Annotated in this window: 27 protein-coding genes; 13 read left to right on the forward strand and 14 right to left on the reverse strand. The window is 67.3% G+C overall.

Annotation, left to right across the window (positions count from 1 at the left end; all coding sequences use genetic code 11):
• Positions 1 to 97 precede the first annotated feature (97 nt).
• From lpdA to MF270_RS01530, 10 genes are all read right to left on the reverse strand, one after another.
• Positions 98 to 1,486 (reverse strand): dihydrolipoyl dehydrogenase, encoded by a 1,389-nt coding sequence (gene lpdA / locus MF270_RS01485; protein WP_238364072.1) that lies wholly within the window; start codon positions 1,484 to 1,486, stop codon positions 98 to 100.
• Between the two features lie 93 nt (positions 1,487 to 1,579).
• Entirely contained in the window at positions 1,580 to 1,969 is a 390-nt protein-coding gene (locus tag MF270_RS01490; RefSeq protein WP_238364073.1) for an MAPEG family protein, read from the reverse strand.
• Positions 1,966 to 2,490 carry a hypothetical protein gene (locus MF270_RS01495; protein WP_238364074.1) on the reverse strand — a complete coding sequence of 175 codons (525 nt, stop codon included), beginning with the start codon at positions 2,488 to 2,490 and terminating at the stop codon, positions 1,966 to 1,968. The genes MF270_RS01490 and MF270_RS01495 overlap by 4 nt, the downstream gene beginning before the upstream one ends.
• Positions 2,487 to 2,819, reverse strand: a complete 333-nt coding sequence (locus MF270_RS01500; protein WP_238364075.1) for a hypothetical protein — start codon at positions 2,817 to 2,819, stop codon at positions 2,487 to 2,489. Before MF270_RS01500 ends, MF270_RS01495 begins: the two co-directional genes overlap by 4 nt.
• 135 nt (positions 2,820 to 2,954) lie before the next feature.
• Positions 2,955 to 4,478, reverse strand: a complete 1,524-nt coding sequence (gene odhB, locus MF270_RS01505; RefSeq protein ID WP_238364076.1) for a 2-oxoglutarate dehydrogenase complex dihydrolipoyllysine-residue succinyltransferase — start codon at positions 4,476 to 4,478, stop codon at positions 2,955 to 2,957.
• Positions 4,479 to 4,482: 4 nt separating this feature from the next.
• Complete coding sequence (locus MF270_RS01510) at positions 4,483 to 7,446, reverse strand: 2-oxoglutarate dehydrogenase E1 component (RefSeq protein ID WP_238364077.1); 2,964 nt, start codon at positions 7,444 to 7,446, stop codon at positions 4,483 to 4,485.
• A 12-nt stretch (positions 7,447 to 7,458) separates the two neighbouring features.
• Positions 7,459 to 8,130, reverse strand: coding sequence for a hypothetical protein (locus MF270_RS01515; RefSeq protein ID WP_238364078.1), 672 nt, complete (start codon positions 8,128 to 8,130; stop codon positions 7,459 to 7,461).
• A 54-nt stretch (positions 8,131 to 8,184) separates the two neighbouring features.
• Positions 8,185 to 9,066 carry a succinate--CoA ligase subunit alpha gene (gene sucD, locus MF270_RS01520; RefSeq protein ID WP_238364079.1) on the reverse strand — a complete coding sequence of 294 codons (882 nt, stop codon included), beginning with the start codon at positions 9,064 to 9,066 and terminating at the stop codon, positions 8,185 to 8,187.
• A 138-nt stretch (positions 9,067 to 9,204) separates the two neighbouring features.
• A complete protein-coding gene (locus tag MF270_RS01525) occupies positions 9,205 to 10,446 on the reverse strand; it encodes a hypothetical protein (protein WP_238364080.1) in 1,242 nt (413 codons plus the stop codon).
• Between the two features lie 15 nt (positions 10,447 to 10,461).
• A complete protein-coding gene (locus MF270_RS01530) occupies positions 10,462 to 11,301 on the reverse strand; it encodes a hypothetical protein (protein WP_238364081.1) in 840 nt (279 codons plus the stop codon).
• Between MF270_RS01530 and MF270_RS28120 the strand changes: the two genes are divergently transcribed.
• A complete protein-coding gene (locus MF270_RS28120) occupies positions 11,290 to 12,126 on the forward strand; it encodes a hypothetical protein (protein ID WP_272490640.1) in 837 nt (278 codons plus the stop codon). The two genes, MF270_RS01530 and MF270_RS28120, sit on opposite strands and share 12 nt — an antisense overlap.
• 80 nt (positions 12,127 to 12,206) lie before the next feature.
• On the opposite strand, the gene sucC is transcribed toward MF270_RS28120, so the two are convergent.
• Both sucC and MF270_RS01545 read right to left on the reverse strand, forming a co-directional pair.
• Positions 12,207 to 13,400, reverse strand: a complete 1,194-nt coding sequence (gene sucC / locus MF270_RS01540) for an ADP-forming succinate--CoA ligase subunit beta (protein ID WP_238364082.1) — start codon at positions 13,398 to 13,400, stop codon at positions 12,207 to 12,209.
• A 212-nt stretch (positions 13,401 to 13,612) separates the two neighbouring features.
• Positions 13,613 to 15,085, reverse strand: a complete 1,473-nt coding sequence (locus MF270_RS01545) for a hypothetical protein (RefSeq protein WP_238364083.1) — start codon at positions 15,083 to 15,085, stop codon at positions 13,613 to 13,615.
• 134 nt (positions 15,086 to 15,219) lie between these two features.
• Here MF270_RS01545 and MF270_RS01550 point away from each other — a divergent pair, with 134 nt between their 5' ends.
• Complete coding sequence (locus MF270_RS01550; protein ID WP_238364084.1) at positions 15,220 to 16,233, forward strand: glycosyltransferase family 2 protein; 1,014 nt, start codon at positions 15,220 to 15,222, stop codon at positions 16,231 to 16,233.
• A 54-nt stretch (positions 16,234 to 16,287) separates the two neighbouring features.
• Here the strand turns inward: MF270_RS01550 and mdh are convergent, their stop codons facing one another.
• A complete protein-coding gene (mdh, locus tag MF270_RS01555) occupies positions 16,288 to 17,250 on the reverse strand; it encodes a malate dehydrogenase (protein WP_238364085.1) in 963 nt (320 codons plus the stop codon).
• Between the two features lie 162 nt (positions 17,251 to 17,412).
• On the opposite strand from mdh, the gene MF270_RS01560 reads away from it, so the two are divergent.
• A complete protein-coding gene (locus MF270_RS01560) occupies positions 17,413 to 18,168 on the forward strand; it encodes a sulfite exporter TauE/SafE family protein (RefSeq protein ID WP_238364086.1) in 756 nt (251 codons plus the stop codon).
• Between the two features lie 70 nt (positions 18,169 to 18,238).
• On the opposite strand, the gene MF270_RS01565 is transcribed toward MF270_RS01560, so the two are convergent.
• Complete coding sequence (locus MF270_RS01565) at positions 18,239 to 18,550, reverse strand: hypothetical protein (RefSeq protein ID WP_238364087.1); 312 nt, start codon at positions 18,548 to 18,550, stop codon at positions 18,239 to 18,241.
• 316 nt (positions 18,551 to 18,866) lie between these two features.
• On the opposite strand from MF270_RS01565, the gene MF270_RS01570 reads away from it, so the two are divergent.
• From MF270_RS01570 to MF270_RS01615, 10 genes are all read left to right on the forward strand, one after another.
• Positions 18,867 to 19,721 (forward strand): HpcH/HpaI aldolase/citrate lyase family protein, encoded by an 855-nt coding sequence (locus tag MF270_RS01570; protein WP_238364088.1) that lies wholly within the window; start codon positions 18,867 to 18,869, stop codon positions 19,719 to 19,721.
• 61 nt (positions 19,722 to 19,782) lie between these two features.
• Positions 19,783 to 20,328, forward strand: coding sequence for an NnrU family protein (locus MF270_RS01575; RefSeq protein ID WP_238364089.1), 546 nt, complete (start codon positions 19,783 to 19,785; stop codon positions 20,326 to 20,328).
• A gap of 13 nt (positions 20,329 to 20,341) precedes the next feature.
• Positions 20,342 to 20,545: a DUF1737 domain-containing protein gene (locus MF270_RS01580; protein ID WP_238364090.1), complete on the forward strand. Its 204-nt coding sequence runs from the start codon at positions 20,342 to 20,344 to the stop codon at positions 20,543 to 20,545.
• A complete protein-coding gene (locus MF270_RS01585) occupies positions 20,545 to 21,573 on the forward strand; it encodes a MaoC family dehydratase (protein ID WP_238364091.1) in 1,029 nt (342 codons plus the stop codon). Before MF270_RS01580 ends, MF270_RS01585 begins: the two co-directional genes overlap by 1 nt.
• Positions 21,574 to 21,610: 37 nt before the next feature.
• Positions 21,611 to 22,018 carry a hypothetical protein gene (locus MF270_RS01590; RefSeq protein ID WP_238364092.1) on the forward strand — a complete coding sequence of 136 codons (408 nt, stop codon included), beginning with the start codon at positions 21,611 to 21,613 and terminating at the stop codon, positions 22,016 to 22,018.
• A gap of 305 nt (positions 22,019 to 22,323) precedes the next feature.
• Complete coding sequence (sdhC, locus tag MF270_RS01595) at positions 22,324 to 22,713, forward strand: succinate dehydrogenase, cytochrome b556 subunit (RefSeq protein ID WP_238364093.1); 390 nt, start codon at positions 22,324 to 22,326, stop codon at positions 22,711 to 22,713.
• Positions 22,714 to 22,725: 12 nt separating this feature from the next.
• Positions 22,726 to 23,097, forward strand: coding sequence for a succinate dehydrogenase, hydrophobic membrane anchor protein (gene sdhD, locus MF270_RS01600; RefSeq protein ID WP_238364094.1), 372 nt, complete (start codon positions 22,726 to 22,728; stop codon positions 23,095 to 23,097).
• A 10-nt stretch (positions 23,098 to 23,107) separates the two neighbouring features.
• Entirely contained in the window at positions 23,108 to 24,913 is a 1,806-nt protein-coding gene (gene sdhA / locus MF270_RS01605; RefSeq protein ID WP_238364095.1) for a succinate dehydrogenase flavoprotein subunit, read from the forward strand.
• 5 nt (positions 24,914 to 24,918) lie between these two features.
• On the forward strand, positions 24,919 to 25,281 hold the full coding sequence (locus tag MF270_RS01610) for a succinate dehydrogenase (protein WP_238364096.1): 363 nt from the start codon (positions 24,919 to 24,921) through the stop codon (positions 25,279 to 25,281).
• Between the two features lie 64 nt (positions 25,282 to 25,345).
• Complete coding sequence (locus tag MF270_RS01615) at positions 25,346 to 26,968, forward strand: sulfotransferase (protein ID WP_238364097.1); 1,623 nt, start codon at positions 25,346 to 25,348, stop codon at positions 26,966 to 26,968.
• Positions 26,969 to 26,973 lie beyond the last annotated feature (5 nt).

The following is a 26,973-nucleotide window of genomic DNA, read 5'->3' on the forward strand; positions in this document are numbered from 1 at the left end:
TCGGCACTATCCCCGATGCACCCTCCGCCGGTCCATCGAAAAACGCCCCCGCAGAGACCTGCGGGGGCGCCAATCGAGGGGCCGGACGGGGCGCGGCCTATACGTGGATCGCGCCGTCGCCGCAGGCCAGCGCCGCCTCGCGCACCGCCTCGGAATAGGTCGGGTGGGCGTGGCAGGTCAGCGCGAGATCCTGCGCCGAGGCGCCGAATTCCATGGCCACGCAGACCTCGTGGATCAGGTCGCCCGCGCCCGGGCCGATGATATGGGCGCCGAGAATGCGGTCGGTCTCCTTGTCGGCGAGGATCTTGACGAAGCCTTCCGCCTGGAAGATGGCCTTGGCCCGCGCATTGCCCATGAAGGGGAACTTGCCGACCTTGTAGGCGCGGCCCTCGTCCTTCAGCGCCTCTTCGGTGGCACCGACGCTGGCGACCTCGGGCGCGGTATAGATCACGCCGGGGATCACGCCATAGTTCACATGGCCATGCTTGCCGGCGATGCATTCGGCGACGGCCATGCCCTCGTCCTCGGCCTTGTGGGCCAGCATCGGGCCTTCGATCACGTCGCCGATGGCGTAGACGCCGGGCACGTTCGTCTCCCACGAACTGTTGACGGCGATCTGGCCGCGCTTGGTCATCTCGATGCCCAGCGAGTCGAGGCCAAGGCCCGCGACATAGGGCTTGCGGCCGGTGGCGACCAGCACGACCTCGGCCTCGAGCGTGGCCTCGCTGTCGTCCTTGCGCAGCTTGTAGGTGACGGTGTTCTTGCCCTTGTCGGTCGTGACCGATTGCACGGCGGCCCCGAGGGTGAAGTCGAGCCCCTGCTTTTTCAGCATCTTCTGGAACTGCTTCTGCACCTCGCCGTCCATGCCGGGGGTGATGTGGTCGAGGAATTCCAGCACGGTCACCTGGGTGCCGAGCCGGGCATAGACCGAGCCCATTTCGAGCCCGATGACACCCGCGCCGATCACGGCCATGGTCTTGGGGACCTTGGGCAGCGACAGCGCGCCGGTCGAGCTGACCACGGTCTTCTCGTCGATCTCGATGCCGGGCAGCGACGCCGGCTCGGACCCGGAGGCGATGATGATCGACTTGGCGGTGTGCACCTCGTCGCCGACCTTGACCTTGCCGGCCTCGGGGATCGAGCCCCAACCCTTGAGCCAGTCGATCTTGTTCTTCTTGAACAGGAACTCGATGCCCTTGGTGTTGCCGTCGACGACCTCCTGCTTGTAGCTCAGCATCTGTTTCCAGTCGACCGACGGGCTTTTGCCCTTGAGGCCCATCCTGGCAAAGTTGTGCTCGGCCTCGTGCAACTGGTGGGAGGCGTGCAGCAGGGCCTTGGACGGGATGCAGCCGACATTCAGGCAGGTGCCGCCGAGCGTGTCGCGGCCCTCGACGCAGGCGGTCTTGAGGCCCAGCTGGGCGCAGCGGATGGCGGCGACGTAGCCGCCGGGGCCCGCGCCGATGACGATGACGTCGTATTGTGCCATGGGGTGTCCTTTCTGGTGGTGGGGGGAGGGGGCGCTGCCCCCTCGGCGCTGTGCGCCTCACCCCCGGAGTTTAGGGGCAAGATGAAGGATGGATCAGGTGAGGGCGGCCAGGATCATGAGAAGGGTGGCGATGAGGCCGACGCACCAGATGAGGCTGCGCCAGGGGACCCAGCCGAAGAGGTAGGCGGGGACGTAGGCGAGGCGGGCGGCAAGGTAGATCCAGGCCAGCGTGGCGGTGTATCCGGTCGACTGGCCCGTCAGGCCGATGATGAGGGCGGCGGGGGCGAAGAGGGTCAGCCCTTCGAAATGGTTGTTGAGCGCGCGCTGGGCGCGGCCGGCGGTGCCCGTCAGTTCGATCTGCCGGTCGCGGGGCGACAGGGCGGCCTTGGGGCCGACCTGCATCTGCGCCGTGACGGAGTAGATCGTGAATTGCGCGATCTGCAGCAGCAGCGCGAGGCAGAGGGCGGTGAGTTCGGGGGTCATGCTTTGGCCTCGTAGTCGGAAACGTACCGGCTGAGGGTAGTGCGGTGGTCGCCCGTGACGATGGTGGTGCCGGTGTCGTCCAGCAGGTCCTTGATAAGATACCATTCGTCACTCGTGGCGACGTGGCCGCGTTTGAGGACGCGTGCGGCGGCGCGTTTCAGCAGGCCGGATTCGGAGAAGAAGCTGAAGCCGGTGTGACGTTCGAAAGTGGCCAGGAACCGCTCGACCTCGGCCCGCAGCTCTGGCGTGCCCTTGCGCAGGTGATGCGTCAGCTCTGCGGCGGTGACGGCGTACCATTGCTGCACGTCCGTGAGGAATTGCCGGTAAGCCGGGCCGGTGTAGGCGTCGAAGGCGGCCAGCGTGGAGGCACCTGTGACGACGAATTCATCGAGGTCCGGCTGCGCCTCGGGGCCATGGGCCTGGCGCCACAGGGCAAGCTGCCAGTCGCGATAGAAGTCCAGCCCGCGGAGCAGGCGGACGAGGGCGTCGCGGGTCTGGTCTCGGGTGGGTTTGGGGGTCATGCTGGCACAATGTCCTGATCGGGCAGCGGGTCGGTGGCCGCGATGTCCTCGAGCCGTCCCTGGATAGAATTGACCACTAGAATGAGCGTGGCCACCATCAAAAGGCCGCCAATGAACGTCGGCTCGCCAGGTTTGGGTCCGGTTTCGACAGTCATTCCAAGGGCTTCGAGCAGAAAGCTCGTGACGATGATAACCGCGAAGAACACGGGCACGGTGACTGCAAAGAACCTGCGGAAACGCCCCCGGCCCGTGCAGTACAGGAAAGCGCCGCAGGCATGGCAGCTATGGAAATCCGATTTGTTCCAGCCGCGATACGGGTTCGTGCGCATCAGCATTCCTATCGGTTGGATGACCGCGCAGGAGGGGCACCGAAGACCGGTTAGCTTGGCCCAGATGCCCGGCCTTGAACCAAGGCCGAGCGTTGAGACGCTGAAGGGTCTGCGGGGCGCCGAGCGCATCGGCGCTTACAGGTCCATCAGCAGGCGGCGGGGATCCTCGAGCGCTTCCTTCACGCGGACGAGGAAGGTCACGGCGCCCTTGCCGTCGACGATGCGGTGATCGTACGACAGCGCCAGGTACATCATCGGGCGGATCTTGATCTCTCCGTTGATGACCATGGGCCGGTCCTGGATCTTGTGCATGCCAAGGATGCCCGATTGCGGGGGGTTCAGGATCGGCGAAGACATGAGCGAGCCGTAGACGCCGCCGTTCGAGATGGTGAAGGTGCCGCCCTGCATTTCCGCCATGGAAAGCTTGCCGTCACGGGCGCGGCGGCCCTTTTCGGCGATCGCCTTCTCGATCTCGGCAAAGGACATCTGGTCGGCGTCGCGGATCACCGGCACCACAAGACCCTGCGGGGTGCCCGCGGCGACGCCCATGTGGACGAAGTTCTTGTACACGATGTCGGTGCCGTCGATCTCGGCGTTGACCTCGGGGACCTCTTTCAGCGCGTGGCAGCAGGCCTTGGTGAAGAAGGACATGAAGCCCATCCGCACGCCGTGCTTCTTTTCGAACTGGTCCTTGTAGGTGTTCCGCAGCGCCATGACCTCGGTCATGTCCACCTCGTTGTAGGTGGTCAGGATCGCGGCGGTGTTCTGCGCGTCCTTGAGGCGGCGGGCGATGGTCTGGCGCAGACGGGTCATCTTGACCCGTTCTTCGCGGGCGGCGTCCTCGGCCGGGGAGGGCGCGCGCGGTGCGGCGGCGGGCGCGGACGCCTTGGGCGCGGCAGAGGCTGAGCTGACCGCCTTGGCCACGTCTTCCTTCATCACGCGGCCGTCGCGGCCGGTGCCGGTGACCTGGTCGCGGCTGATCCCGGCCTCGGCCATGGCCTTCTTGGCCGAAGGTGCGTCCTCGACATCCTTGCCGGGGGTGGTGGCGGTGTAGGCCTTGCCATCCGCCGCCTGGGCATTCGCCTCGGGCGCGGCTTTCGGTGCGGCGCCGCCCGAGGTGATCACGGCCAGCTTGGCCGAGGCATCCACGGTGGCGCCTTCCGCCGCGACGATCTCGGCCAGCACGCCCGCGGCGGGGGCCGGAACCTCGACCGAGACCTTGTCGGTCTCGAGCTCGCAGAGCATCTCGTCCTGCTCGACGCTGTCGCCGACGGACTTGAACCAGGTGGCGACGGTCGCCTCGGTGACAGACTCGCCCAGGGTCGGGACCATCACGTCGATCGACTTGCCTGCGCCGCCGCCCGACGCGGCCGGGGCCTCCTGCTTGGGCGCCTCGGCTTTCGGCGCGGGGGCCGCGCCTTCGCCTTCGGCGATGTTGGCCAGCAGGGCGTCCACGCCCACCGTCTCGCCCTCGGCCGCGACGATGTCGGACAGGGTGCCGGCGGCGGGGGCCGGCACCTCGACGGTCACCTTGTCGGTTTCCAGCTCGCAGAGCATTTCATCGACCGCCACGGTATCGCCCGGCTTCTTGAACCAGGTCGCCACCGTCGCCTCGGTCACGGATTCGCCCAGCGTGGGCACGCGCACTTCGATGGTCATCGTCTTACTTTCCTTCGATCGTCAGCGCGGCGTTCACCAGCGCTTCTTGTTGTGCCTTGTGCTGCGACGCGAGGCCCGTTGCGGGCGACGCGCTGGCGGGACGACCCGCATAGCCGGGACGCGTGTATTTCGCGCCGATCCGGTCCAGCACCCATTCGAGATTGGGTTCCATGAAGCTCCAGGCACCCTGGTTCTTGGGCTCTTCCTGGCACCAGTACATCTCGGCCTGCTTGAAGCGCTCGAGCTCCTTGACCGCCGAGATGGCGGGGAAGGGATAGAACTGCTCGAACCGCAGGATGTAGACGTCGTCGATCCCGCGCGCGTCGCGCTCTTCCAGCAGGTCGTAATAAACCTTGCCGGAACACATCACCACGCGCTTGATCTTGTCGTCGCTGACCAGCTTGGTGTCCGAGTTCCCGTACTGGGCATCGTCCCACAGCACCCGGTGGAAGCTGGAGCCATCGGTGAACTCCTCGGCCTTCGAGATCGCCAGCTTGTGCCGCAACAGCGACTTGGGCGTCATCAGGATCAGCGGCTTGCGGTAGGACCGGTGCAGCTGGCGGCGCAGGATGTGGAAGTAGTTCGCCGGGGTCGAGCAGTTGGCCACGATCCAGTTGTCCTGGCCGCACATGGTCAGGAAGCGTTCCAGCCGGGCCGAGGAGTGTTCCGGGCCTTGCCCCTCGTAGCCGTGCGGCAGGAGGCAGACCAGGCCGGACATCCGCAGCCATTTCGATTCACCCGAGCTGATGAACTGGTCGAACATGATCTGCGCGCCGTTGGCGAAATCGCCGAACTGCGCTTCCCACAGCACCAGGGCGTTGGGTTCGGCCAGCGAATAGCCGTATTCAAAGCCCAGCACCGCGTATTCCGAGAGCATCGAGTCGATGACCTCGTAATGGGCCTGGCCTTCGCGGATGTGGTTCAGCGGGTAGTAGCGGCTTTCGTCCTGCTGGTTGATGATGCCGGAATGGCGCTGCGAGAAGGTGCCGCGCGTCGAATCCTGGCCCGACAGCCGGACCGGGTAGCCCTCGGTCAGCAGAGAGCCGAAGGCCAGCGCCTCGGCCGTGGCCCAGTCGAACCCTTCCCCGGTCTCGAGCATCTTGGACTTGGCCTCGAGCAGGCGTTCGACCGTCTTGTGCGCCGGGAAGCCGTCGGGAAGCGTCGTCAGCGCGCGGCCGACCTGCTCCAGCGTCTCGGGGCTGACCGAGGTGTTGCCGCGCTGGTACTGGTCGGCCTCTTCCCGGTCGAGATGCGACCAGCGGCCGTCCAGCCAGTCCGCCTTGTTGGGGCGGTACTGCTTGCCGGCCTCGAACTCGTCGTTCATCTTGGACTGGAAGGCGGCCTTCATGTCCTCGATCTCGCCCTCGGGGATCAGCCCGTCCTTGACCAGCCGGTCGGTGTACAGCGACAGGGTCGTCTTGTGGCCCTTGATCTTCTTGTACATCAAGGGGTTGGTGAACATCGGCTCGTCGCCTTCGTTGTGACCGAAGCGGCGGTAGCAGATGATGTCGATCACCACGTCCTTGTGGAACTTCTGCCGGAACTCGGTCGCCACCTTGGCGGCATGGACCACGGCCTCGGGGTCGTCGCCGTTGACGTGGAAGATCGGCGCCTCGACCATCAGGGCGATGTCCGTGGGATAGGGGCTCGAGCGGCTGAAATGCGGCGCCGTGGTGAACCCGATCTGGTTGTTCACGACGATATGCATGGTGCCGCCGGTCTTGTGCCCGACCAGGCCCGAAAGGCCAAAGCCCTCGGCCACCACGCCCTGGCCGGCAAAGGCCGCGTCGCCGTGCAGCAGGATCGGCAGCACCGCGATGCGGTCCGTATCGCCCAGTTGCGCCTGCTTGGCCCGCGCCTTGCCCAGCACGACCGGGTTGACCGCCTCGAGGTGGCTGGGGTTGGCGGTCAGCGACAGGTGCACCTTGTTGCCGTCGAACTCGCGGTCCGACGAGGCGCCGAGGTGGTATTTCACGTCGCCCGAACCGTCCACGTCATCGGGCTTGTAGCTGCCGCCCTGGAACTCGTGGAAGATCGCGCGATAGGGCTTGTTCATCACGTTGGCGAGGATGTTGAGGCGCCCCCGGTGGGGCATGCCGATCACGATCTCCTTGACCCCCAGCGCGCCGCCGCGCTTGATGATCTGCTCCATCGCCGGGATCAGGCTTTCGCCGCCGTCGAGGCCGAAGCGCTTGGTGCCCATGTACTTGACGTGCAGGAACTTTTCGAAGCCCTCGGCCTCGACCATCTTGTTCAGGATCGCCTTGCGGCCCTCGCGGGTGAACTGGATCTCCTTGCCGAAGCCCTCGATCCGCTCCTTCAGCCAGGCGCTCTGCTCGGGGTCCGAAATGTGCATGTACTGCAGCGCGAAGGTGCCGCAGTAGGTCCGCTTCACGATGTCCACGATCTGCCGCATCGAGGCGACCTGCAGCCCCAGTACGTTGTCGATGAAGATCGGCCGGTCCATGTCCTGCGCACCGAAGCCGTAGTTGGCCGGGTCGAGCTCGGGGTGGGCCACATGCGCCCGCAGGTCCAGCGGGTCGAGATCGGCAGCCAGGTGACCGCGGATGCGGTAGGCGCGGATCAGCATCAGCGCGCGGATGCTGTCCAGCACCGCCTGCTTGACCTGATCATCAGTGACCTCGATCCCCTTTTCGGCAGCCTTTTCCTTGATCTTCTTCCCGGCATCCTTGGCCTCGGCCGGCGCGGGCCACTGCCCGTCCAGCGCGGCGGTCAGGTCGTCATTCGGCGCCGGCGGCCAATCGCCCCGCGCCCAGGACGGGCCCGCAGCCTCGGCCTTGACCGAGCGTTCGTCGTCGCCCATGGCCTTGAAGAACTCGGCCCAGCTGGCATCGACCGCGCTGGGGTCGTTCGCGTACTGCGCGTAAAGCTGTTCGAGGTATTCCGCGTTGTGCCCCTGCATGAAGCTCGAGGCATGGAAGAGGTCGTTGGGGCTTTGGTCGGTCATAGCGTCTTCCAGTTAGTTGTAAGTGATGAAGAACCGTTCGGCACAGTACAGGCGGGTCTGATCGGGGAGGTCGAAGCCGGGCAAAAGCTCACGAAGGAAGCGACCAGCATAAAGTCGATGGCCGGATTGGTAGCCCCAGGCGCCGCTATGAAACACAGACCCTTCGATGCTGTCCTCGCTGCGCTTCAAGTAGTGAAGGCTCCCGTTGTAGTTGCCTGACGGGGTTCTGCTCGCCGGCCCTTGCCCATTGTAAAGCTCAGCGTAGCTTTCGGGGTTGATCAAAGAGGTCTCTCCAAGGGGAGTGAGGACATCGTGGTCAAAAGCCCAGAGCGCTGCATACTTCCAGTCGGGGGCTTTGCCGCCGATCGAAGCGCCTTCGGCGATGAAAACGGGCAAGTCTTTGGCGTCGTTGTGCCGAAACCCCTTTGGAACAACTTTGCCTGCCAAGAAACGTATCGCGTGAGGGGTCTTGCTTGCCCGTTGGTACAGAAACACGGTGCGATACATCTCGCGCGTCCGTATCCCAAAAACGGTATTGAGCTTGTTTACATCAACGCGCCGATGAAGCCGTGCAAGCGGAGGGGCGTTAGTTTCTTCCCAGCCTGACGCATCAAGATCGCTCGCCAAAGTGGGGGGGGAACGGTAGTCTTCAGACTGCAAAACACGCGCAATGAGACGCTTCAAGGTGTCCCTTGAAGCGCTCTCTGATGGACGTGATTTGCTGTCAAGAAGCATCGCTCAGCCGATCGCCTTCAGCACGGCTTCGCCCAGGGTCGCGGGGCTGTCGGCCACGACGATGCCCGCGCTCTGCATGGCTTCGATCTTGTCCTCGGCACCACCCTTGCCGCCGGCGACGATGGCGCCCGCGTGGCCCATGCGGCGGCCCGGAGGCGCCGTGCGGCCGGCGATGAAGCCCGCGGTGGGCTTCCAGCGGCCCTTCTTGCGCTCATCGGCCAGGAATTGCGCGGCCTCTTCCTCGGCCGAGCCGCCGATCTCGCCGATCATGATGATCGAAGTGGTCTCTTCGTCCGCGAGGAACCATTCGAGCACGTCGATATGCTCGGTCCCCTTGATCGGGTCGCCGCCAATGCCCACGCAGGTGGACTGGCCCAGGCCAACATCCGTCGTCTGTTTCACGGCCTCATAGGTCAGCGTGCCCGAGCGCGAGACAACACCGACCGAGCCACGCTTGTGGATATGGCCGGGCATGATGCCGATCTTGCAGGCGTCCGGCGTGATGACACCGGGGCAGTTCGGGCCGATCAGCTTGGACTTGGACCCTTCCAGCGCGCGCTTGACCTTCATCATGTCGAGCACCGGGATGCCTTCGGTGATGCAGACGATCAGCTCCATCTCGGCGTCGATGGCTTCCATGATGGAATCGGCGGCGAAGGGCGGCGGCACGTAGATCACCGAAGCGTTCGCCTCGGTCACGTGCTTGGCCTCGTGGACCGAGTTGAAGACGGGCAGGCCAAGGTGCTCGGACCCGCCCTTGCCGGGGGTCACGCCGCCGACCATCTTGGTGCCGTAGGCGATGGCCTGCTCGGTGTGAAAGGTGCCCTGGCTGCCGGTGAGGCCCTGGCAGATCACCTTGGTGTTTTCGTCGATAAGTACGGCCATAACGGTCCTTCCTTCACTTGTCGGTCATTGGCCCGGCCGCCGGGAGGGCGGGCTGGGCAAGTCGGTTGGTCTGCGGATCGCCCGCCGGGCGCGCGGAGGCGCTCCGGCAAGGCGGGGAAAGCGGGGCAGGGCGGCGCATCACGACGCCCCCGCGGTTGCGGCGGCGCGCCCTGGATCGGGCTCCGGCTCGAGCTCGAGTTCGGGCGCGATGGTGGCATTGGCCGATTCCTCGGGGCCGGTCTCGACCGTCTCGTCAAGCTCGTCCCCCTCGTCGCTCTCGTCCGCGCCCGAGGCCACCGGCGCGCCGCGCGGGCGCAGCACCGACAGCTCCTTCTCGGCCTCGTCCAGCGGCGGGATGCGGCCAAGGCGCAGGCGGATCACCAGCTCGGTCATCAGCTCGAGCGCCCGCTCGCGCAGCTCCTCGACCGGCATGGGTTCGTCCTTGGCGTCCATCGGGGTCCAGAGCCGGTCACGGTCCGGGAAGAACTCGGACAGCATCTTCTTGTCGACCCAGTTGCGCTTCCAGCCGACCCGGCGGCGTTGCTGGTCGTTCAGGCGGATCGCCGGCGCCTCGGCGCCCAGGCGCGTCGCCACGCGCAGGAGGCCCCGCCGCAGCGGGTTCATCCTGCCGTCGCGGCGCAACTCGGGAATGCGGCGGTTGAGCATGCGCAGCGCCTCGGCCGAGACACTGCTGAGCGCCTCGTTCATCCGCGACGGCCGCTCCAGCCGGGTCTCGTCAAGCCCGCAGGCCTGGCAGAAATCCGAAATCAGGTCGCCCTTGGCCAGGAAGCTCTTGTCGAGCAGGCGCACATCGTAATTCTCGCGGCCCACGGTGTCGGCCCAGTTGGCGACCCGCCAGAACGACCCTTCCCGCTTGAGCTGCCGAGAGATGAATTCGTCCAGCGTCATTCCTCCGCCGCGCTTGATCCGCTCGGAATAGGACGAGGCCAACGCCAGGGCCGGGTCGCGGAAATAGACGACGTAGCGGACTTCGTCGAAGCTTTCCGTCAGCAGCTCGTGAAAGCTTTGCACCAGCTCGGGCCGGTTGAGCCAGGGCGTGACATGCTCGGACGAAAAGATCGCCACCGGCTCGGGATAGGTCTCGGCAAAGCGGCGCAGGTGGTCGATGTAGCCGCCGTACTCGGCCTTCTGCTGCTCGAGCGTGGTGGCCTTGTAGCGGATGCGCTGCTCGCGATGCGGCAGCAGGGTGCCCGTGCGGACAAAGGCGGTCATCGGGAGCTCGAACTGGCTGCCCCGATTTTCGACGCTGCGCTGGAACCGAACGCCCTGCTCGCGCAGCGCCTCGGTGTTGCTGTGCAGAAAGGCCTGCAACGTCGTCGTCCCGGTCTTGGGGCAGCCTATGTGAAAGATCGCCTTCATCGTTCGGGGCCTGCCTCAGGCCACCGGTCGCGGCCGGCCATCGGCCAGCGCGTCGAGGATCCGGGTCCAGGCCGCGCGATGCGCGGTCAGCCACTGCTCGATCTTGATGTTCGCCCCGCTGGTCCCGTCCGTCCCGGTCAGGTGCTGGGCCTGGTCGAGGAAATCCGCCGGAATGCTGCGCAGCCAGTCGGTCAGAGCCCCTGCCGCGGCGCCGACCTCGAAGGTCGAGGGGCGGGCCAGCAGTTCGGCCAGCGCGGGCGAGCTCACCAAGGCGGCGGCCTCCAGCGCCAGGGGCGCGGGGGTGCCGGGCGCCTCGGCCGCACCGGTCTGGGGCGCGGCGGTCTCGGGCAGCGTGACCGCGCTCTCGACCGCGGGGTCGAGAAAACGCACCACCTCGGCGGCCAGCCGCGCGGTGTCGGCCGCGAAGGCGCCATGGGGCACGGCCAGGAACCGGCCCTCGGGGCAGGTCAGCGCCGCGCCAAGGCTGACGGGCAGGGCCAGCGCGCCCAGGATGGCCAGGCGCGGGACGGCCTCGCCGCCGCCGCCATCGCCGCCGGGGCGGGGCCGGGCCGGGCCGGCCTGCACCATCTCGTTCGGGTCGCGCAGGGTCACGATGCCCTTCTTGCCGGCGATGCCCTGCATCACCGCGTCGAGGTGCAGGTAAAAGGTCGGCGTCTTGTCCCCGGCGAGCGACACCTTGCTGCGCTCGTTGATCAGGGTGTGCACGCGCCGGGCGCCGCCGCGCTGGGTCGGGAACGACGGGTCGAAGAAGGACTGCGGAAAGCTGACCTTGGTGAAATCGGTGGTGGGGCTGAACCGCTCGAGCCCGCAGATGATCTCGGGGTGCCCGTTCATCACCTGAACCAGCTCGTTGATCCCGCTGCCCGTGGCGCCGAAGACGATGAAGTCCAGCGGACGGCCGGGGACGTCCTTCCACTGGGCACCGAGCTCGGCCGGGCCCTGGTCGGGCCGCTTGCCGCCCTTGAACCGGGGACGCGGTGCGCCGCCTTCGGGGCCACCTTCGCCGCGTGCCTGCGGGCCACGCCCCTTGCGGCCGGGGCCGCCGGCGCCGCCGGGACCACGCCCCTGGCCGCCCGCGCCGCCGGGACCACGCCCCTGGCCGCCCGTGCCGCCGGGACCGCGCCCCTGGCCGCCTGCGCCGCCGGGGCCACGCCCCTGGCCACCTGCACCACCGGGGCCGCCCGGGCGGCGGCCTTCACCGCCGGGGCCACCCGGTCCGCGGCCTGCGCCGCCGGGACCGCCTGCACGGGGTCCCTCGCCACCGGGGCCACGCCCCTGGCCGCCTGCGCCGCCGGGACCACGCCCCTGGCCACCTGCACCGCCGGGGCCGCCCGGTCCGCGGCCTGCGCCGCCCGGACCACCTGCACGAGGTCCCTCGCCGCCGGGGCCGCCCGGTCCGCGCCCCTGGCGGCCGGGGCCGCCCTGGCCGCGCCGCCCTTGGCCACCCTGGCCACCGGGACCACCCGGGCCGCGACGCCCGCCTTCTGCACCGGCCTCGGCCGCGTCATCCGCGCCGGGACTCTGCCCGCGGCCCTGCGGCCGACCGGGACGACGCCCGCCGCGCCCTGCGCCGGGCCCGCCCTGCGGGGCGGCTTCGGGGGTGTCGGGGGTCTTGTCGGTATCGTCGTCGCTGGCCATGGAGAATATCCGATGCGCTGAAGGTCGGGGACACGTCCCGGCGGGCCCCCCGCCGGAACCGTGGGTGATGGCCGCGCGGCTGGCGCGCGGCCGGTCGGGCGTCAGCCCTTGACCGCTTTCACGATCTTCTGTGCGCCGTCCTTGAGGTCGTCCGCGGCGATCACGTCGAGGCCGGAATTGTTGATCAACTCCTTGCCCTTCTCGACGTTCGTGCCCTCGAGGCGCACCACCAGAGGCACCTTCAGGCCGACTTCCTTGACCGCGGCGATCACGCCCTCGGCGATCACGTCACAGCGCATGATGCCGCCGAAGATATTGACCAGGATGCCCTTCACGTTCGGGTCACTGGTGATGATCTTGAACGCCTCGGTCACCTTTTCCTTGGTGGCGCCGCCGCCCACGTCGAGGAAGTTCGCCGGTTCCGCTCCGTAAAGCTTGATGATGTCCATCGTCGCCATGGCCAGGCCCGCGCCATTCACCATGCAGCCGATCTCGCCATCCAGCGCGATGTAGTTCAGGTCGTACTTGGAGGCCTGGAGTTCCTTCGGGTCCTCCTCGGTCTCGTCGCGCAGGTTCATGATGTCAGGCTGGCGATACATCGCGTTGCCGTCGAACCCGAGCTTGGCGTCCAGCACCTTGAGCGCACCGCCCTTCATCACGATCAGCGGGTTGATCTCGAGCATCTCCATGTCCTTCTCGACGAAGGCCTTGTAGAGGATGCCCATCAGCTTGACGCATTCCTTGACGGCCGCGCCGGTCAGGCCCAGCGAGAACGCAATTCGGCGGCCATGGAACGGCTGGTAGCCGGTGGCCGGGTCGACGCTGAAGCTCAGGATCTTCTCGGGGGTGGAGGCCGCGACCTCCTCGATGTCCATGCCGCCCTCGGTCGAGCAGACAAAGCTGATGCGGCTCGACTGACGATCAACCAGCAGGGCGAGGTACAACTCGCGCTCGATGTCCGAGCCGTCTTCGATGTAGATGCGGTTGACCTGCTTGCCGGCCGGGCCGGTCTGGTGGGTCACCAGCGTCTTGCCCAGCATCTTCTTGGCTTCCTCGGCGGCTTCCTCCACCGACTTTGCCAGGCGCACGCCGCCCTTCTCGCCGGCTTCGGCCTCCTTGAAGGAGCCCTTGCCGCGGCCACCGGCGTGGATCTGCGCCTTGACCACCCACAGCGGGCCGTCGAGCTCACCTGCCGCGGACTTGGCTTCCTCTGCCTTGAGGACGGCACGCCCGTCGCTGACCGGCGCGCCATAGGAACGCAGCAGTGCTTTCGCCTGATACTCGTGGATGTTCATGAAAACCGTCCTTCGTTGCCAGTTTGACCCGGGTATAGGCACAACCCAAACAAGTTCTTAAACGGTTTTTCGCATTATTCCTGCATTTGTCGCCATTTGGCTTACTTTGTGATCACACGCTTTCGGGCTGTGATCACAATGGTTGCGCTGCCACTCTGGCGCGCCTTCATCGCCGTCGCGCCGGTTGATTCGCCGCGCCCTGCGCCGGGCCTTCAGTTCAGGAACAAGGCAAAGGCGCCGGCGTTCCCGCTGGTCAATCGTTCCAGCGCGCGCCAGTTGCCGTTGCTGATCCGCGGCCCGCGGGCGGTGTAGTCCACCGCCCCGATCCCGTGCAGCCAGTCAAGGATGTTGAGCGGCGAGGGCGCGTTGAACCAGGCAGCCAGGTCGATGCCGTAACCCGCCGGCAGGAGCGGGTGGGGGATCAGCAACTCGCCCTCGAGCACCGCTTCGGCATCGTCCAGCACGGCCAGCCAGGTCTCGCGGATCTCGGGCGGCACGGAGAGCGGCAGGGCCGATGTCTGCCGCGCATTGGGGATCCATTCGCGGTCGTTGTCGGTCTCGTCGTCCAGTGCGGCCCAGAAGAGCTTGTTCTGCGCGATCATCCGTCGCCAATGGTCCCGCACGGCCTGGGCATGGGCGACGTCGGGCTGACGCCGCAGCGTGTCGATGACGATGTAGACGAGGTCCAGCTCGCGCCCGAACTGGTCGCCGATCGAGGGCGCCTCGGGCACCATGAGTGCCCGGGTGGCGTCGATCCGGGCGTCCAGCGCGCGGCGGTCATTCCACATGCGGTTCTGCTCGACCTGCAGGCTCGCGGCACGGTCCTTTTCTGCCGCCAGCGAATCCCCGGCGTCGCCCTGCGCCTCGAGCTCTCGGATGCGCGACCAGATCGCGTTTGTTTCCGTGTTCACGGCCTCAATCCGGCTGTTCAGCGCGTCCCGCTCGGTCGTCAGCTGCTCAAGCCGCGCGGCCAGTTCGTCCTGGTCGCCACTTATTGGCTTGACCGGCGCGGCCTGCATCTGCCGGTCGTAGACCGCCAGCGCGACCAGCGACGGGGTGGGGTCGAAGGCCAGCAAGGCCTCGGCGAGGCCAGAGAGCATATGCGTATAGGCCCGCAACCAGGCCACGTCGGCCCCGTCGAAGCGGATGGTCAGGGGCGTGTCCAGCAGGTTGCCGTCGCGCACCGCCTGCATCCCGCGCCAGTCGAGGACCTCGGGCGCCAGCAGCTCCATCGCGCCCTCGAACGGGGCGCGGATGCCATCGCCGTTAATATCGAACCAGATGTCCTGCAGGGTGATCAGCGCCTCGGGTTCAGCGCCCTCGGGCACCCGGTCAAGATGCGCGCGGGCCTGGTCCATGTCGGCGAGGAAGGCCGAGAGGCTCTCGCCCATCAGCTCCGGCCCTGCCGGTTCGGGCGCCGGGTTGCCGCCCTCCATCAGGCGCAGCACGGGAAAATCGAGCTGCCCGGTATCGAGACCGTGGCGATAGCCGGTCTGCAAGGCCCGTTCGACCCCGCGCAGTGTCTGCAGTAGCCCCATCTCGAACGCGCCGTCGGGGGTGCCGGCCAGCGCGTCGATCCGGGCCTGCAACCCGTGCTCTGCCAAGGTCACGGGGGCCTCTTGCGCGATGGCGGGCGCAGCAAGCAGGGACGCGGCAAGCGCGGTGGACATCAAGAGCTTTGACATGTGGCAATCCCTTTCGCCGGTCGGCGCGTTCCGTCCCTGCCACCAGTGTCGGACCGCCGGGCCCTCCGGTCAAGAGCCCCGCTTGCCACGCCTCGCGCCGCCCGCCATGCTGCGGCGAGGCAGCGGAGAGGCAGATGACGCAAGAGGCCACATGGGCCGTGGTGCTGACCGCGGACGAGCCCGCGGCGCTGGTGCTGGCCAATGTCGGCTGGCACCTCGGCACGGGTGCCGCCGAGGTGCACCTGTATCTCGACCGGCCGGACGACCCGCTGGCCGCGTTGACGGACGTGCCGGGGTTGCACGTCACCGTTTGCGATGACGCCCATTGGCAGGCCCTGGGCGAAGGCCGGCCCGAGCTGCAGATGCGCCGCCAGTCGCTGAACGCCAACCACGCCAAGGCGCGGTGCCGGGCGGACTGGCTGGTCCATCTCGACGCCGATGAATTCGTCCTTCAGGACCGCCCGCTGGGCCGCGAGCTGGCCCATGTCGCCAGCCTCGATGCCGAGCTGAACCTGCCCGCTTGGGAGCGCGCCTATCTTGGTGCACCGGAGGACGGCCTGTTCGACGGGGTGCTGCGCGGGTCCACCAAGGGGCGGCCGGGGTTCGACGACCAGATCCTTGGCCGGCAGCGCAAGCTGCGCCACCACGGGCTGCTCGCCCATTCGGCCGGCAAATGCGCCGTGCCGGTGGCGGGCAATTTCCGCATCGGCATCCACAATGCCTACCGGGGCCCGCGCAAGGGGGCGCCGCGGGCGGCCAGCTACGGCTCGACCCATGCGCGGCTGCTGCATTTCGACGGGCTGACGCCGCTGCACTGGCACGTGAAGATGCTGCGCTACGCCGCCCATAGCGAGGCGCAGCTGACCAGCCTCGTGTCCGATCCGCGCAAGACGCAGGTGATCCGCTACATGCGGCGGCTGGCGAAACCGGGGCAGGCGGCGGCGTTTCATGACCTCTTGCGTGTGCTGGACGAAAGCGCCTGCGACCGGCTCGAGGCCTTCGGCCTGCTCGACCGCGCGGGCTTCGACCCCGGCCCGGTGGCCGAACGGGTGCTGCACCGGCGGCTGGACCTTTCGGTCGCAGGCTTCGACGCCGCGCTGCGGGCGCGCCAGCCCGAGCTGACCGCGCTGGTGGATCGGCACACATGAAAACGCCCGCTGCACGAGGCAACGGGCGTTTCAAAATCGTGTCAGGTCAGAGGCTTACGCCAGCGAACCGTCGATTTCCTTGCAGGCCTTGACCAGGCCCTTCACGGCGTCGACCGACTTGTCGAACATCGTCTGCTCGGCCTTGTTCAGCTTGATGTCCACGACCTTCTCGATGCCGCCGGCACCGATCACCGTGGGCACACCCACGTAGAAGCCGTCGAGACCATAGGCGCCGTCCACATAGGCCGCGCAGGGCAGCACGCGCTTCTGGTCCTTGAGATAGGCCTCGGCCATCTCGATGGCGCTGGTCGCGGGGGCGTAGAAGGCCGACCCGGTCTTGAGCAGGCCGACGATCTCGGCGCCGCCGTCCCGGGTGCGCTGGATGATCGCGTCAAGCTTGTCCTGCGTGGTCCAGCCCATTTCAACCAGGTCGGGCAGCGGGATGCCGGCCACGGTCGAGTAGCGCGACAGCGGCACCATGGTGTCGCCGTGGCCGCCGAGCACGAAGGCTGTGACGTCCTTCATCGACACGCCGAACTCGAGGCTCAGGAAGTGGCGGAAGCGGGCGCTATCGAGAACGCCGGCCATGCCGCAGACCTTCTCGGCCGGCAGGCCCGAGAATTGCTGCAGCGCCCAGACCATCGCGTCAAGCGGGTTGGTGATGCAGATGACAAAGGCGTCGGGGGCATTCTTGGCAATGCCCTCGCCCACGGATTTCATGACCTTGAGGTTGATGCCCAGCAGGTCGTCGCGGCTCATCCCCGGCTTGCGGGGGACACCGGCGGTGACGATGCAGACGTCGGCGCCGGCGATGTCGGCGTAATCCTGGGTGCCCTTGAGCGAGGCGTCGAAGCCTTCGGACGGGCCGGATTCCGCGATGTCGAGCGACTTGCCCTCGGGGATGCCTTCGGCGATGTCGAAGAGGACAACGTCACCCAGTTCCTTCAGGGCGACCAGGTGGGCGAGCGTGCCGCCGATCTGGCCGGCGCCGATGAGGGCGATCTTGGGTCTTGCCATGGATTCATGTCTCCGGCTGGTTTTGAATTCGCGCTTTGGCCTAGTGCGACTTGCCCCGTCGCGCAAGGGTGGGCGCGCGAGGGCCCCTGTGGCGGGGCGCTGGTGTTATGGAAAAGTTACCGCTAAACCCTGAACAAAGCGGCAATTTTCCAAGGGTATGCGATGCTGGCGCTGGATTGGGGATTTTTTGCGATTGCCGCCCCGGCTGTCGTATTCGCAGGCATTTCGAAAAGCGGTTTCGGGTCCGGCGCGGCCTTTGCCGCCTCTTCGATTCTGGCGCTGGTGCTGGAACCGGGGCAGGCGCTGGGCATCATGCTGCCGCTGCTGATGGTGATGGATGTCACCTCGCTGCGGCCCTGGTGGGGCAAGTGGCACGGGCCTTCGGCGCTGTTCCTGGCACTGGGCGCGATCCCCGGCGTGGCGCTAGGCGCGGCGCTGTATTCCGTGGCCGATGCCGACCTGTTCCGGCTGCTGATCGGCGGGATCAGCATCGGCTTTGTCGCCTGGCAGGCGGGGCGGGGCATGGGATGGATCAAGGGGGCGGGGCGCGCGCTGCCCGACTGGGCGGGCGGGCTGGCCGGGATGGTCGCCGGCTTCACCAGTTTCGTCAGCCACGCGGGCGGGCCGCCGGCGGCGGTCTACCTGCTGTCGAAACAGCTGACCAAGGGGCAGTACCAGGCCACCACGGTGATCGTCTTCTGGATGGTGAACATCTTCAAGGTGGTGCCCTATGCCTTTTTGGGCATCTTCACCTGGGACACGTTGCGCGCCGACCTTGCGCTGGCGCCCTTTGCCGTGCTGGGCGCGCTGCTGGGCGTGCGCCTGCATCACCTTGTGCCCGAACGGCAGTTCTTCCTGTTGACCTACGTGCTGCTGACCTGCACCGGGGCCAAGCTGATCTGGGATGCGCTGACCTGAGGCGATTGGCCAGAGGACAGCGCCGCCGGGCCCGAAGCCGCGTCCCTCCACGCGGTCCGGGCCAGCGGCGTCAGGCGTCGTTGCCCTTGCGCAGCGCCTCGGCCAGCGCCTCGTAGGCCTGGCCGCTGGCGACAAGGCACATCATGCCGTCGGGCATGGTGACGGTGATCGTCCAGGTGCCGGTCTCGGACGAGGCGAACACCTCCATCACCGCGTTGTTGGCGCCCAGCCCCATGGACTGGCGCGATTCGCCGTATTTCGAGGCCAGCCGTTCGACCACCGCGTCGCGCGGCCCGCAGGCGCGGCCCTGGGCCGTCGCGGCGCCCGCCAGGAGAATGGCCAGGCTCATGCCGTAGGCGACTTTCAGAACAGTCTTCTTCATCTTATCCACCTTCCGTTACGGGTGCGGCACCGCCTGGCCTGACCGGTTCCCGGTCGCGGTGCCCGGCCCCCCGGGGTTGCTGAACGGACGTCTCGTTGTGTCGTGTTGTCGGCGGCCGTGCCGCACGGCCCTCCCGCAGGTCCGATGCGCTCAAGGCTGCGACCAACTGCTGAAGTTAACGTTAAGATGCCGATACGAACCCGTTGCCTTTGCCCTCGGGCGCAACTTTTTTCTGCATCGCGGCGAAAATCCTCTTGAAGTTTTCGTGAAAAAATGGCCCAACCCACGCAACAATCTTGCTTGATGGAGAGTCAGGATGACTGCCGACCTTCGCCCCTATCGCTCTGTCCTCTATATTCCCGGCTCGAAGGAGCGGGCGCTGGACAAGGCGCGCGGCCTGCCCGTCGACGCGATCATCTTCGATCTCGAGGACGCGGTGACGCCCGACGCCAAGGTCGCCGCGCGCGATACGCTCAAGGCCGCGCTGGCGCAGGGTGGCTTCGGCGCGCGGGCCAAGATCATCCGCATCAACGCCTTCGATACCGAATGGGGCCGCGCCGATGCCGAGGCCCTCAAGGACGCCGGCGCCGATGCCTTCCTGTTGCCCAAGGTGAACTCGGCCGCCGACATCCAGGCGCTGGCGGATATCGTGGGCGATGCGGATATCTGGGCGATGATCGAGACCCCGCTGGGGGTGCTGAACGCGCTGGAAATCGCGGCGCATCCGCAGCTCAAGGGCTTTGTCGCGGGGACCAACGACCTCGCCAAGGAGCTCAACTGCCGCTACCGGCCCGACCGCCTGCCGATGCAGGCCGCGCTCCAGACCATGCTGCTGGCCGCCCGCGCGCACGGCGTCATCGCCATCGACGGCGTCTACAACCAGTTCAAGGACGAAGAGGGGCTGAAGGCCGAATGCGACCAGGGCCGTGACCTCGGCTTTGACGGCAAGACGCTGATCCACCCCGCGCAGGTCGACATCGCCAACGCTGCCTTCGCGCCCAGCGAGGCCGAGATCGACCTTGCCCGCCGCCAGATCGCCGCCTTCGAGCAAACCGAGGCATCGGGGCAGGGGGTCGCCGTGGTCGATGGCAAGATCGTCGAGAACCTGCATGTCGAGACGGCCAAGAAGACGCTCGCCAAGGCGGACGCGATCGCGGCGATGTCCGCATAACGCCATTGCGGCCCGGCCCGCATCCGGGCACCCTTCCGGGGGTTAACCAAAGGAGATCCCCATGCTGATCCTGATCCTCGGCGTCGCGCTCTGGTGGGCCGCGCATCTGTTCAAGCGCATCGCGCCCGCAAAGCGCGCCAGCATGGGCGATGGCGGCAAGGGCGCCGTCGCGGCTGCGCTGGGCGTGTCGATCCTGCTGATGATCTTCGGCTACCGCATGGCCGACGGGGCGTTCTTCTGGGGCCGTCACCCGGCCACGGTCGGGATCAACAACCTGCTCATGCTCGCCGCGCTCTACTTCGTCAGCCCGGGACCCAAGAAGGGCGCGATCTTCTACAAGATGCGCCACCCGATGCTCACCGGCTTCCTGCTGTGGACGCTCGCGCACCTGCTGGTGAACGGCGACGTGCCGTCCTTTGTCCTCTTTGGCGGGCTGGGCGCCTGGGCGCTGGTCGAGATGCGCGTCATCAACCGGGCCGAACCGGCCTGGACGCCGCCGGCCAAGGGCTCCATCGGCAAGGACATCATGTTCGCCGTCATCGCCCTGCTGCTGGTCGGCGTGATCGGCATGATCCACACCTGGCTGGGCGTCCCGGCCTTCGGATAAACGGAAAACCCCGATGAAACTCTACCGCTTCCTGTCGGCCGACGACACGTCCGAGTTCTGCCACAAGGTGACTGCCGCCCTGAACAAGGGCTGGGCCCTGCACGGCAGCCCCACCTATGCCTTCGACGCCGCAAACGGCGTGATGCGCTGCGGCCAGGCGGTCACCAAGGACGCCCCCGGCGACTACACCCCCGACATCAAGCTGGGAGAGCAGTGATGGCCAAGACCAACCCCGGACGGTTCTTCGAGGATTACAGCGTCGGCCAGGTCATCGACCACGCGGTGCCGCGTACGGTGGGGCAGGGGGAACGCGCGCTCTACCATGCGCTCTACCCCGCGCGGCATGCGCTGTATTCGTCCGACGAATTCGCCCGGGCCAGCGGCTTGCCCGGCAGCCCGCTCGACGATCTTGCCGCCTTCCACGTGGTCTTCGGCAAGACCGTGCCGGACGTGTCGCTGAACGCCGTTGCCAACCTCGGCTATGCCGAGGGGCGCTGGCTGAAACCTGTCTATCCCGGCGACACGCTGCGCTCCTCGTCCGAGGTGATTGGGCTCAAGCAGAATTCGAACGGCAAGACCGGCGTGGTCTACGTGCGCACCACCGGGACGAACCAGAACGGTCAGGCGGTGATGGACTATGTCCGCTGGGTCATGGTGCGCAAGAACGACCTCGATGCCCCCGCGCCCGAGACCGTCGTGCCCGACCTCAAGGCGGCGCTGGCAGTCGGGGACCTGTCGATCCCGGACGGACTCGATTTCTCCGGTTACGATTTCACGCTGGCGGGCGAGCCGCACCGCTGGGGCGATTACGCGGTGGGCGAGACCATCGACCATGTCGACGGCGTGACCATCGAAGAAGCCGAGCACATGATGGCCACGCGCCTGTGGCAGAACACGGCCAAGGTCCATTTCGACCTGACGTTCCGGCCCGAGGGGCGGCTGATCTATGGCGGGCACGTGATCTCCATGGCGCGGGCGCTGTCGTTCAACGGCCTCGCCAATGCGCAGATGATCGTCGGCCTCAACGGCGGGGCGCACGCGAATCCCTGCTTTGCCGGTGACACGATCAAGTGCTGGTCCGAGGTGTTGGACAAGGCCGAAACCCCGGCCCCCGGCGTCGGCGCGATCCGGCTGCGGCTGGTGGCGACCAAGGGCGGCACGCCCTTCGCGCTGAAGTCCGAGAACGGCAAGTACCTGCCCGAGGTGCTGCTGGACCTCGACTATTGGGCGTTGATGCCGATCTAGGCTAGACTTGCCCCCGGCGGATCGACCGCCCGGGGGAATGCTCATGATTGCGACGATCTGTTTCGTGCTGGCCGCGCTCGGCCTTCTTGCCATGGCCGCAAAGTACGGGCTGGGCCCGGTGCCGGTCGATTACCACGCCAGCATCATCGCGGCAGATGGCGAGATCACGCCGGGCGTGCGCAAGGTCCTGCTCGCGCTCTACCGGGTGATGGGCGCGGCCATGGGCACGGCCGGCCTGCTGACGCTGGTGCTGGCCCTCGGCCCGGTCCGCACCGGGCAGACCTGGGCGGCGCTTGCGATCTTCGTGGCCGGCGCCCTTGTCGCGGTCACGGGCGCGTGGGTCCCCTACCGGGTCGAGCGGGACACCGGCGTGCGCACGCCCTGGCGCCTGGCCGCCGTGGCGGGGCTGCTGCTGGCGGCCGGGCTGGTCGCCGCCCTGGTCTGAGCCGGTCTAGGCCTGTCTGGTCGGTGCGCCCGTGCCGCGCCGACCCGCAAGACCAGCCGCGGCGCGGCTTTGCAAGCCTTGGAAAACCGGACCATTTGACTTTACCGAGGCCCGTTAACGCCAACGGATTCGCGCGATGCAGCATTCGGCTCGAAATATGTGATCACAGCCGCGCAAGCAGTGATCACAAAACTCGGCAAATTGCCGCGTTCGGCGGAATTTCCACGCCTTAAACGGTTCGGAAACGTGACACGCCGCAAAAAACGGTTATTCAGGGGCCGTCCGAACCGGAAAGGATCAACGCCATGGCTGACGTGAACCGGGGCAATCGCCCGCTTTCTCCCTTCATGCTGGGAACTTATTACAGGCCACAGCTGAACTCGGTGACCTCGATCCTGACGCGGATCACCGGCAATGCCCTGATCGTCACGGCCCTGCTGATCGCCTGGTGGCTGATCGGCGCCGCCACCTCGCCCGAGGCGTTTGCCGCCCCGAACTGGATCCTGACCTCGTGGATCGGTGACATCATCCTGCTCTTGTCCACGCTGGGCCTGTGGTACCACAGCTTTGCCGGCGTGCGGCACCTGATCTGGGACCAGGGCTATTGCCTCGACGTCGAGACCGCCGACAACCTTGGCTGGCTCGTGATCGGCGGCTCTGTCCTGATGACCATCGCCACAATCGCCCTGACCTGACCGGAGGCTTTCATGCGCTATCTCACCGACCGCAAACGCGCCGCCGGCCTCGGCTCGGCCAAGTCCGGGACCGAGCATCACTGGTCCATGCAGATCAGCTCCATGGCGCTGATCGTGCTGGTGCCACTCTTTGTCTTCACCATCGGCGGCGCCCTCGGGCGCGATTTCGCGGAAGTGCAGGCCTATTACGGCCGCCCCTTCCCGGCGATCGTCGCCGCGCTGACCATCTGGGTCGGCATGATCCACTTCAAGAACGGCTGCCAGATGGCGATCGAGGACTATGTGCATGGCTATGCCGGCCGCTTCGCCATCATCGCCGTGACCTGCATCGCCTATGCGATCATCGCGACCTCGGTGTACGCGCTGATCAAGCTCGCCCTCTAAGGAGACCCCCATGGCCGCTTACGAATACGAGACGCATGAATACGACGTCGTGGTGGTGGGGGCCGGCGGTGCGGGCCTGCGCGCCACGCTGGGCATGGCCGAACAGGGCCTGCGCACGGCCTGCGTGACCAAGGTCTTCCCCACCCGCTCGCACACCGTGGCGGCACAGGGCGGCATCGCCGCCTCGCTGTCGAACATGGGGCCGGACCACTGGCAGTGGCACATGTACGACACTGTGAAGGGCTCCGACTGGCTGGGCGACACTGACGCGATGGAATACCTCGCCCGCGAGGCGCCCAAGGCGGTCTACGAGCTCGAGCACTACGGCGTGCCCTTCAGCCGGACCGAGGAAGGCAAGATCTATCAGCGTCCCTTTGGCGGCCACACCACCGAGTTCGGTGAAGGCCCGCCGGTGCAGCGCACCTGCGCCGCCGCCGACCGGACCGGCCACGCGATCCTGCACACGCTCTACGGCCAGTCGCTGAAGAACAACGCAGAGTTCTACATCGAGTATTTCGCCATCGACCTCATCATGTCCGACGACGGCGTGTGCCAGGGCGTGGTCTGCTGGAAGCTGGATGACGGCACGATGCATGTCTTCCGCTCCAAGATGGTGGTGCTGGCGACCGGCGGCTACGGCCGGGCCTATTTCTCGGCCACCTCGGCGCATACCTGCACCGGCGACGGCGGCGGCATGGTCGCCCGCGCGGGCCTGCCCCTGCAGGACATGGAATTCGTGCAGTTCCACCCCACCGGCATCTACGGCTCGGGCTGCCTCATCACCGAGGGCGCGCGGGGCGAGGGCGGCTACCTGACCAACTCCGAGGGCGAGCGGTTCATGGAGCGCTATGCGCCCAACTACAAGGACCTCGCGCCGCGTGACTACGTCAGCCGCTCGATGACGATGGAGATCCGCGAGGGCCGCGGTGTGGGCGAACATGGCGACCACATCCACCTGAACCTGCAACACCTGCCGCCCGAGACGCTGGCCGAACGCCTGCCGGGCATCTCGGAAAGCGCCAAGATCTTTGCCGGTGTCGATGTGACCAAGGAACCGATCCCGGTCCTGCCCACCGTGCACTACAACATGGGCGGCATCCCCACGAACTACTGGGGCGAGGTGCTGAACCCGACCAAGGACGACCCGACCGCCGTGGTCCCCGGCTTGATGGCCGTGGGCGAGGCGGGCTGCGCTTCGGTCCACGGGGCCAACCGCCTCGGGTCGAACTCGCTGATCGACCTCGTGGTCTTCGGCCGTGCCGCCGCGATCCGCGCCGGCAAGGTGGTCGATCCGGCCTCGGCCGTGCCCTCGGCCAACCAGGCGTCGGTCGACAAGGCCTTCGACCGGTTCGACACCGTGCGCAACGCGGATGGCGCCACGCCCACGGCCGAGCTGCGGCTGGACATGCAGCGCGCCATGCAGGCCGACGCGGCCGTGTTCCGTACCGCCAAGACGATGAAGGAAGGTGTCGAGAAGATGACCGAGATCGCCGGCAAGATGTCGGACATCAAGGTCACCGACCGCAGCCTCGTCTGGAACTCGGACCTGATGGAGACGCTGGAGCTGACAAACCTCATGCCCAACGCGCTCGCCACCATCCACGGGGCCGAGGCGCGGCACGAGAGCCGCGGCGCCCATGCGCACGAGGATTACCCGGAACGCAACGACGACAAGTGGCGCATCCACACCATCGCGCGCGTGGACGGGCCGAAGGTCGATCTGTCGTACCGCCCGGTGATCACCGAGACGCTGACCACCGAGGAAGAGGGCGGCATCAGCCTCAAGAAGATCGCGCCCAAGGCCCGGACCTTCTGATCGCCATGGTCTCCCTCTCAGATACCGCCCGCCGTCCCGCAGCCTTGCGGGGCGTGCGGCGCGCCGTGGCCATCGCGGCCGTTGCGCTGCTGGCCGCCTGTTCGGTGGTGCAGCAATCGGCGGACGAAATCGCCCGGGACCGCGCCCGCGTCGTGGTCGGCAACGTGGTAGAGCGCAACTTTCCCGGTGTGAACGCCGCGCCGGTGACCGATTGCATCATCGACGCCGCCTCGGCGCAGGAGATCCTGACGATCGCCACCGACAGCCTGACCGGCGTGCAGCCGGAAACGGCGACGCTGGTGCTCGAAATCGCGCAGCGCCCCGACTCGGTGCAGTGCATCGCGCGCAACGCGCTGCAACTCATCTGACGCCATGGCCAAAGCCCCCCGTCTTCTTGTCGTCACGACCCACCTGAAAGGCGGCGCATCGTGGATGCGCCGCACGTTCCGGCGGCTGTCTGACGAGACGGGGATCCCGCTGGTGAACATCTCGGGCGGGCGGCTGGAAGAGGTGCCCGAGACCGGGCAGGCGATCCTTGGCCATTGGTCGGGGCGGTTCCCGCAGCCGCTCTGGTCCGACCCCGAGGCCGCGTTCCTGCACATCCTGCGCGACCCGCGCGACCTGCTGATCACCGGTTGCCACGATCACCACATCCCGCCGGTCGAGGGCAGCGGCTACCTCGCCCGCCCGCGCCGGGACCTCGGCGGGGTCAGCTACCACGAACATCTGGCCAGCCTCGCCACGGCCGAGGACAAGCTGCTGTTCGAGATGGAGAACCGTCACGCCGATACGCTGGACGAGATGATGGACTGGTGCGCCGCGCCGTCCCGCGTCATCACCCTGCGCTACGAGGACCTGATTGCCGACACCGACGGCTACCTGATCCAGGCGGCGCTGTCGAACTTCGGGCTTGATCCGCAGATCCAGCGCAAGGGCGTGGACTTCTTCCGCGAACTCAACCCCTTTGCCGCCGTCGCGGGCCTGTCGGATGCCCATGTCGAAGGGCTGTTGACCCGCTGGCCGCGCGAACTGCCCCGCGCCGTGGGCGAGGCCTACCACCTGCGTTACGGCGATGCGCTGCGCGACCTTGGTTTCGAAAAGAACGGCGCCTGGGTTAAGACGCTGCCCGCGAAAGCCTCCGGCCCCGATTTCCCCCGCTCGGCCCGGGCCGAGGACGGGATCGCCCACGCCCCCGAAAGCGCCGAGCTGGCGCATCGGCTGGGCTTTGCGCCCGGACCCTTGCTGCGCATGTACGGCATGCGCCGGTCGGGCAACCACGCGATCGCCTCGTGGCTGCAACGCAACGCGCCGGACGGCCGCGCGGTGTTCCTGAACAATTGCAAGCCCGGCACCGACCCGCTGCGGAGCTTCCGCGGGATCGAGATGGGCGATGCCCATGCCCAGGCCCGCAAGGCGCAGCGCGACCTCGCCTCGGTCACCGCAGAGGCCGGCGATGGCGCGCTGCTGCTGATCTCTTACGAGGATGCGGTGCCCGAACGGGACGAGGGCGCGCGGCGCCTCTCGGGCCCCATGGACGAGGCGCTGTTCACCGCCGAAGTCGCAATCTACCGGGGTTTTCTCAACTGGGCGGCGTCGCTGCTCAAGAAACTCCAGGCAAACGACAGTTTCGGCCTGTCGTACCGGGCCGGGGTGCTTCTGCGCTCGGTCGATACCTATTGCCGGGTGCTCGACCGCGTGGCGGCGGCCGACGATCGGCTTGTGCCGATCTGCTACGACCGCTGGACCGAAGACGATGCCTACCGCGCCCGCCTGCTCGACCGCCTCGGCCTTGAGCTGCGGGACAACGGGCTGGGCGAGGTGCAGGGCTACGGCGGCGGCTCGTCCTTCCAGAAGGACGCCACCCGCGCCGAGGAGTTGCAGACCGCCAACCGCTGGCAGCAGATGTCGGGCGACCCGGAATTCCAGGCCGTGCTGCATCTTGCCGCCCGCGATACGGCGCTGGTGGACCGGCTCGAACGCCACTTCCCGGCCGACGCGGCGATCCTGTCGCGCATCCACGGCCAGCCGCCCCTCCCGCAGGAGGCGCTGGCATGACCCGC

The organism is Mesobacterium pallidum (assembly GCF_019966535.1).
Classification (GTDB): domain Bacteria; phylum Pseudomonadota; class Alphaproteobacteria; order Rhodobacterales; family Rhodobacteraceae; genus Mesobacterium; species Mesobacterium pallidum.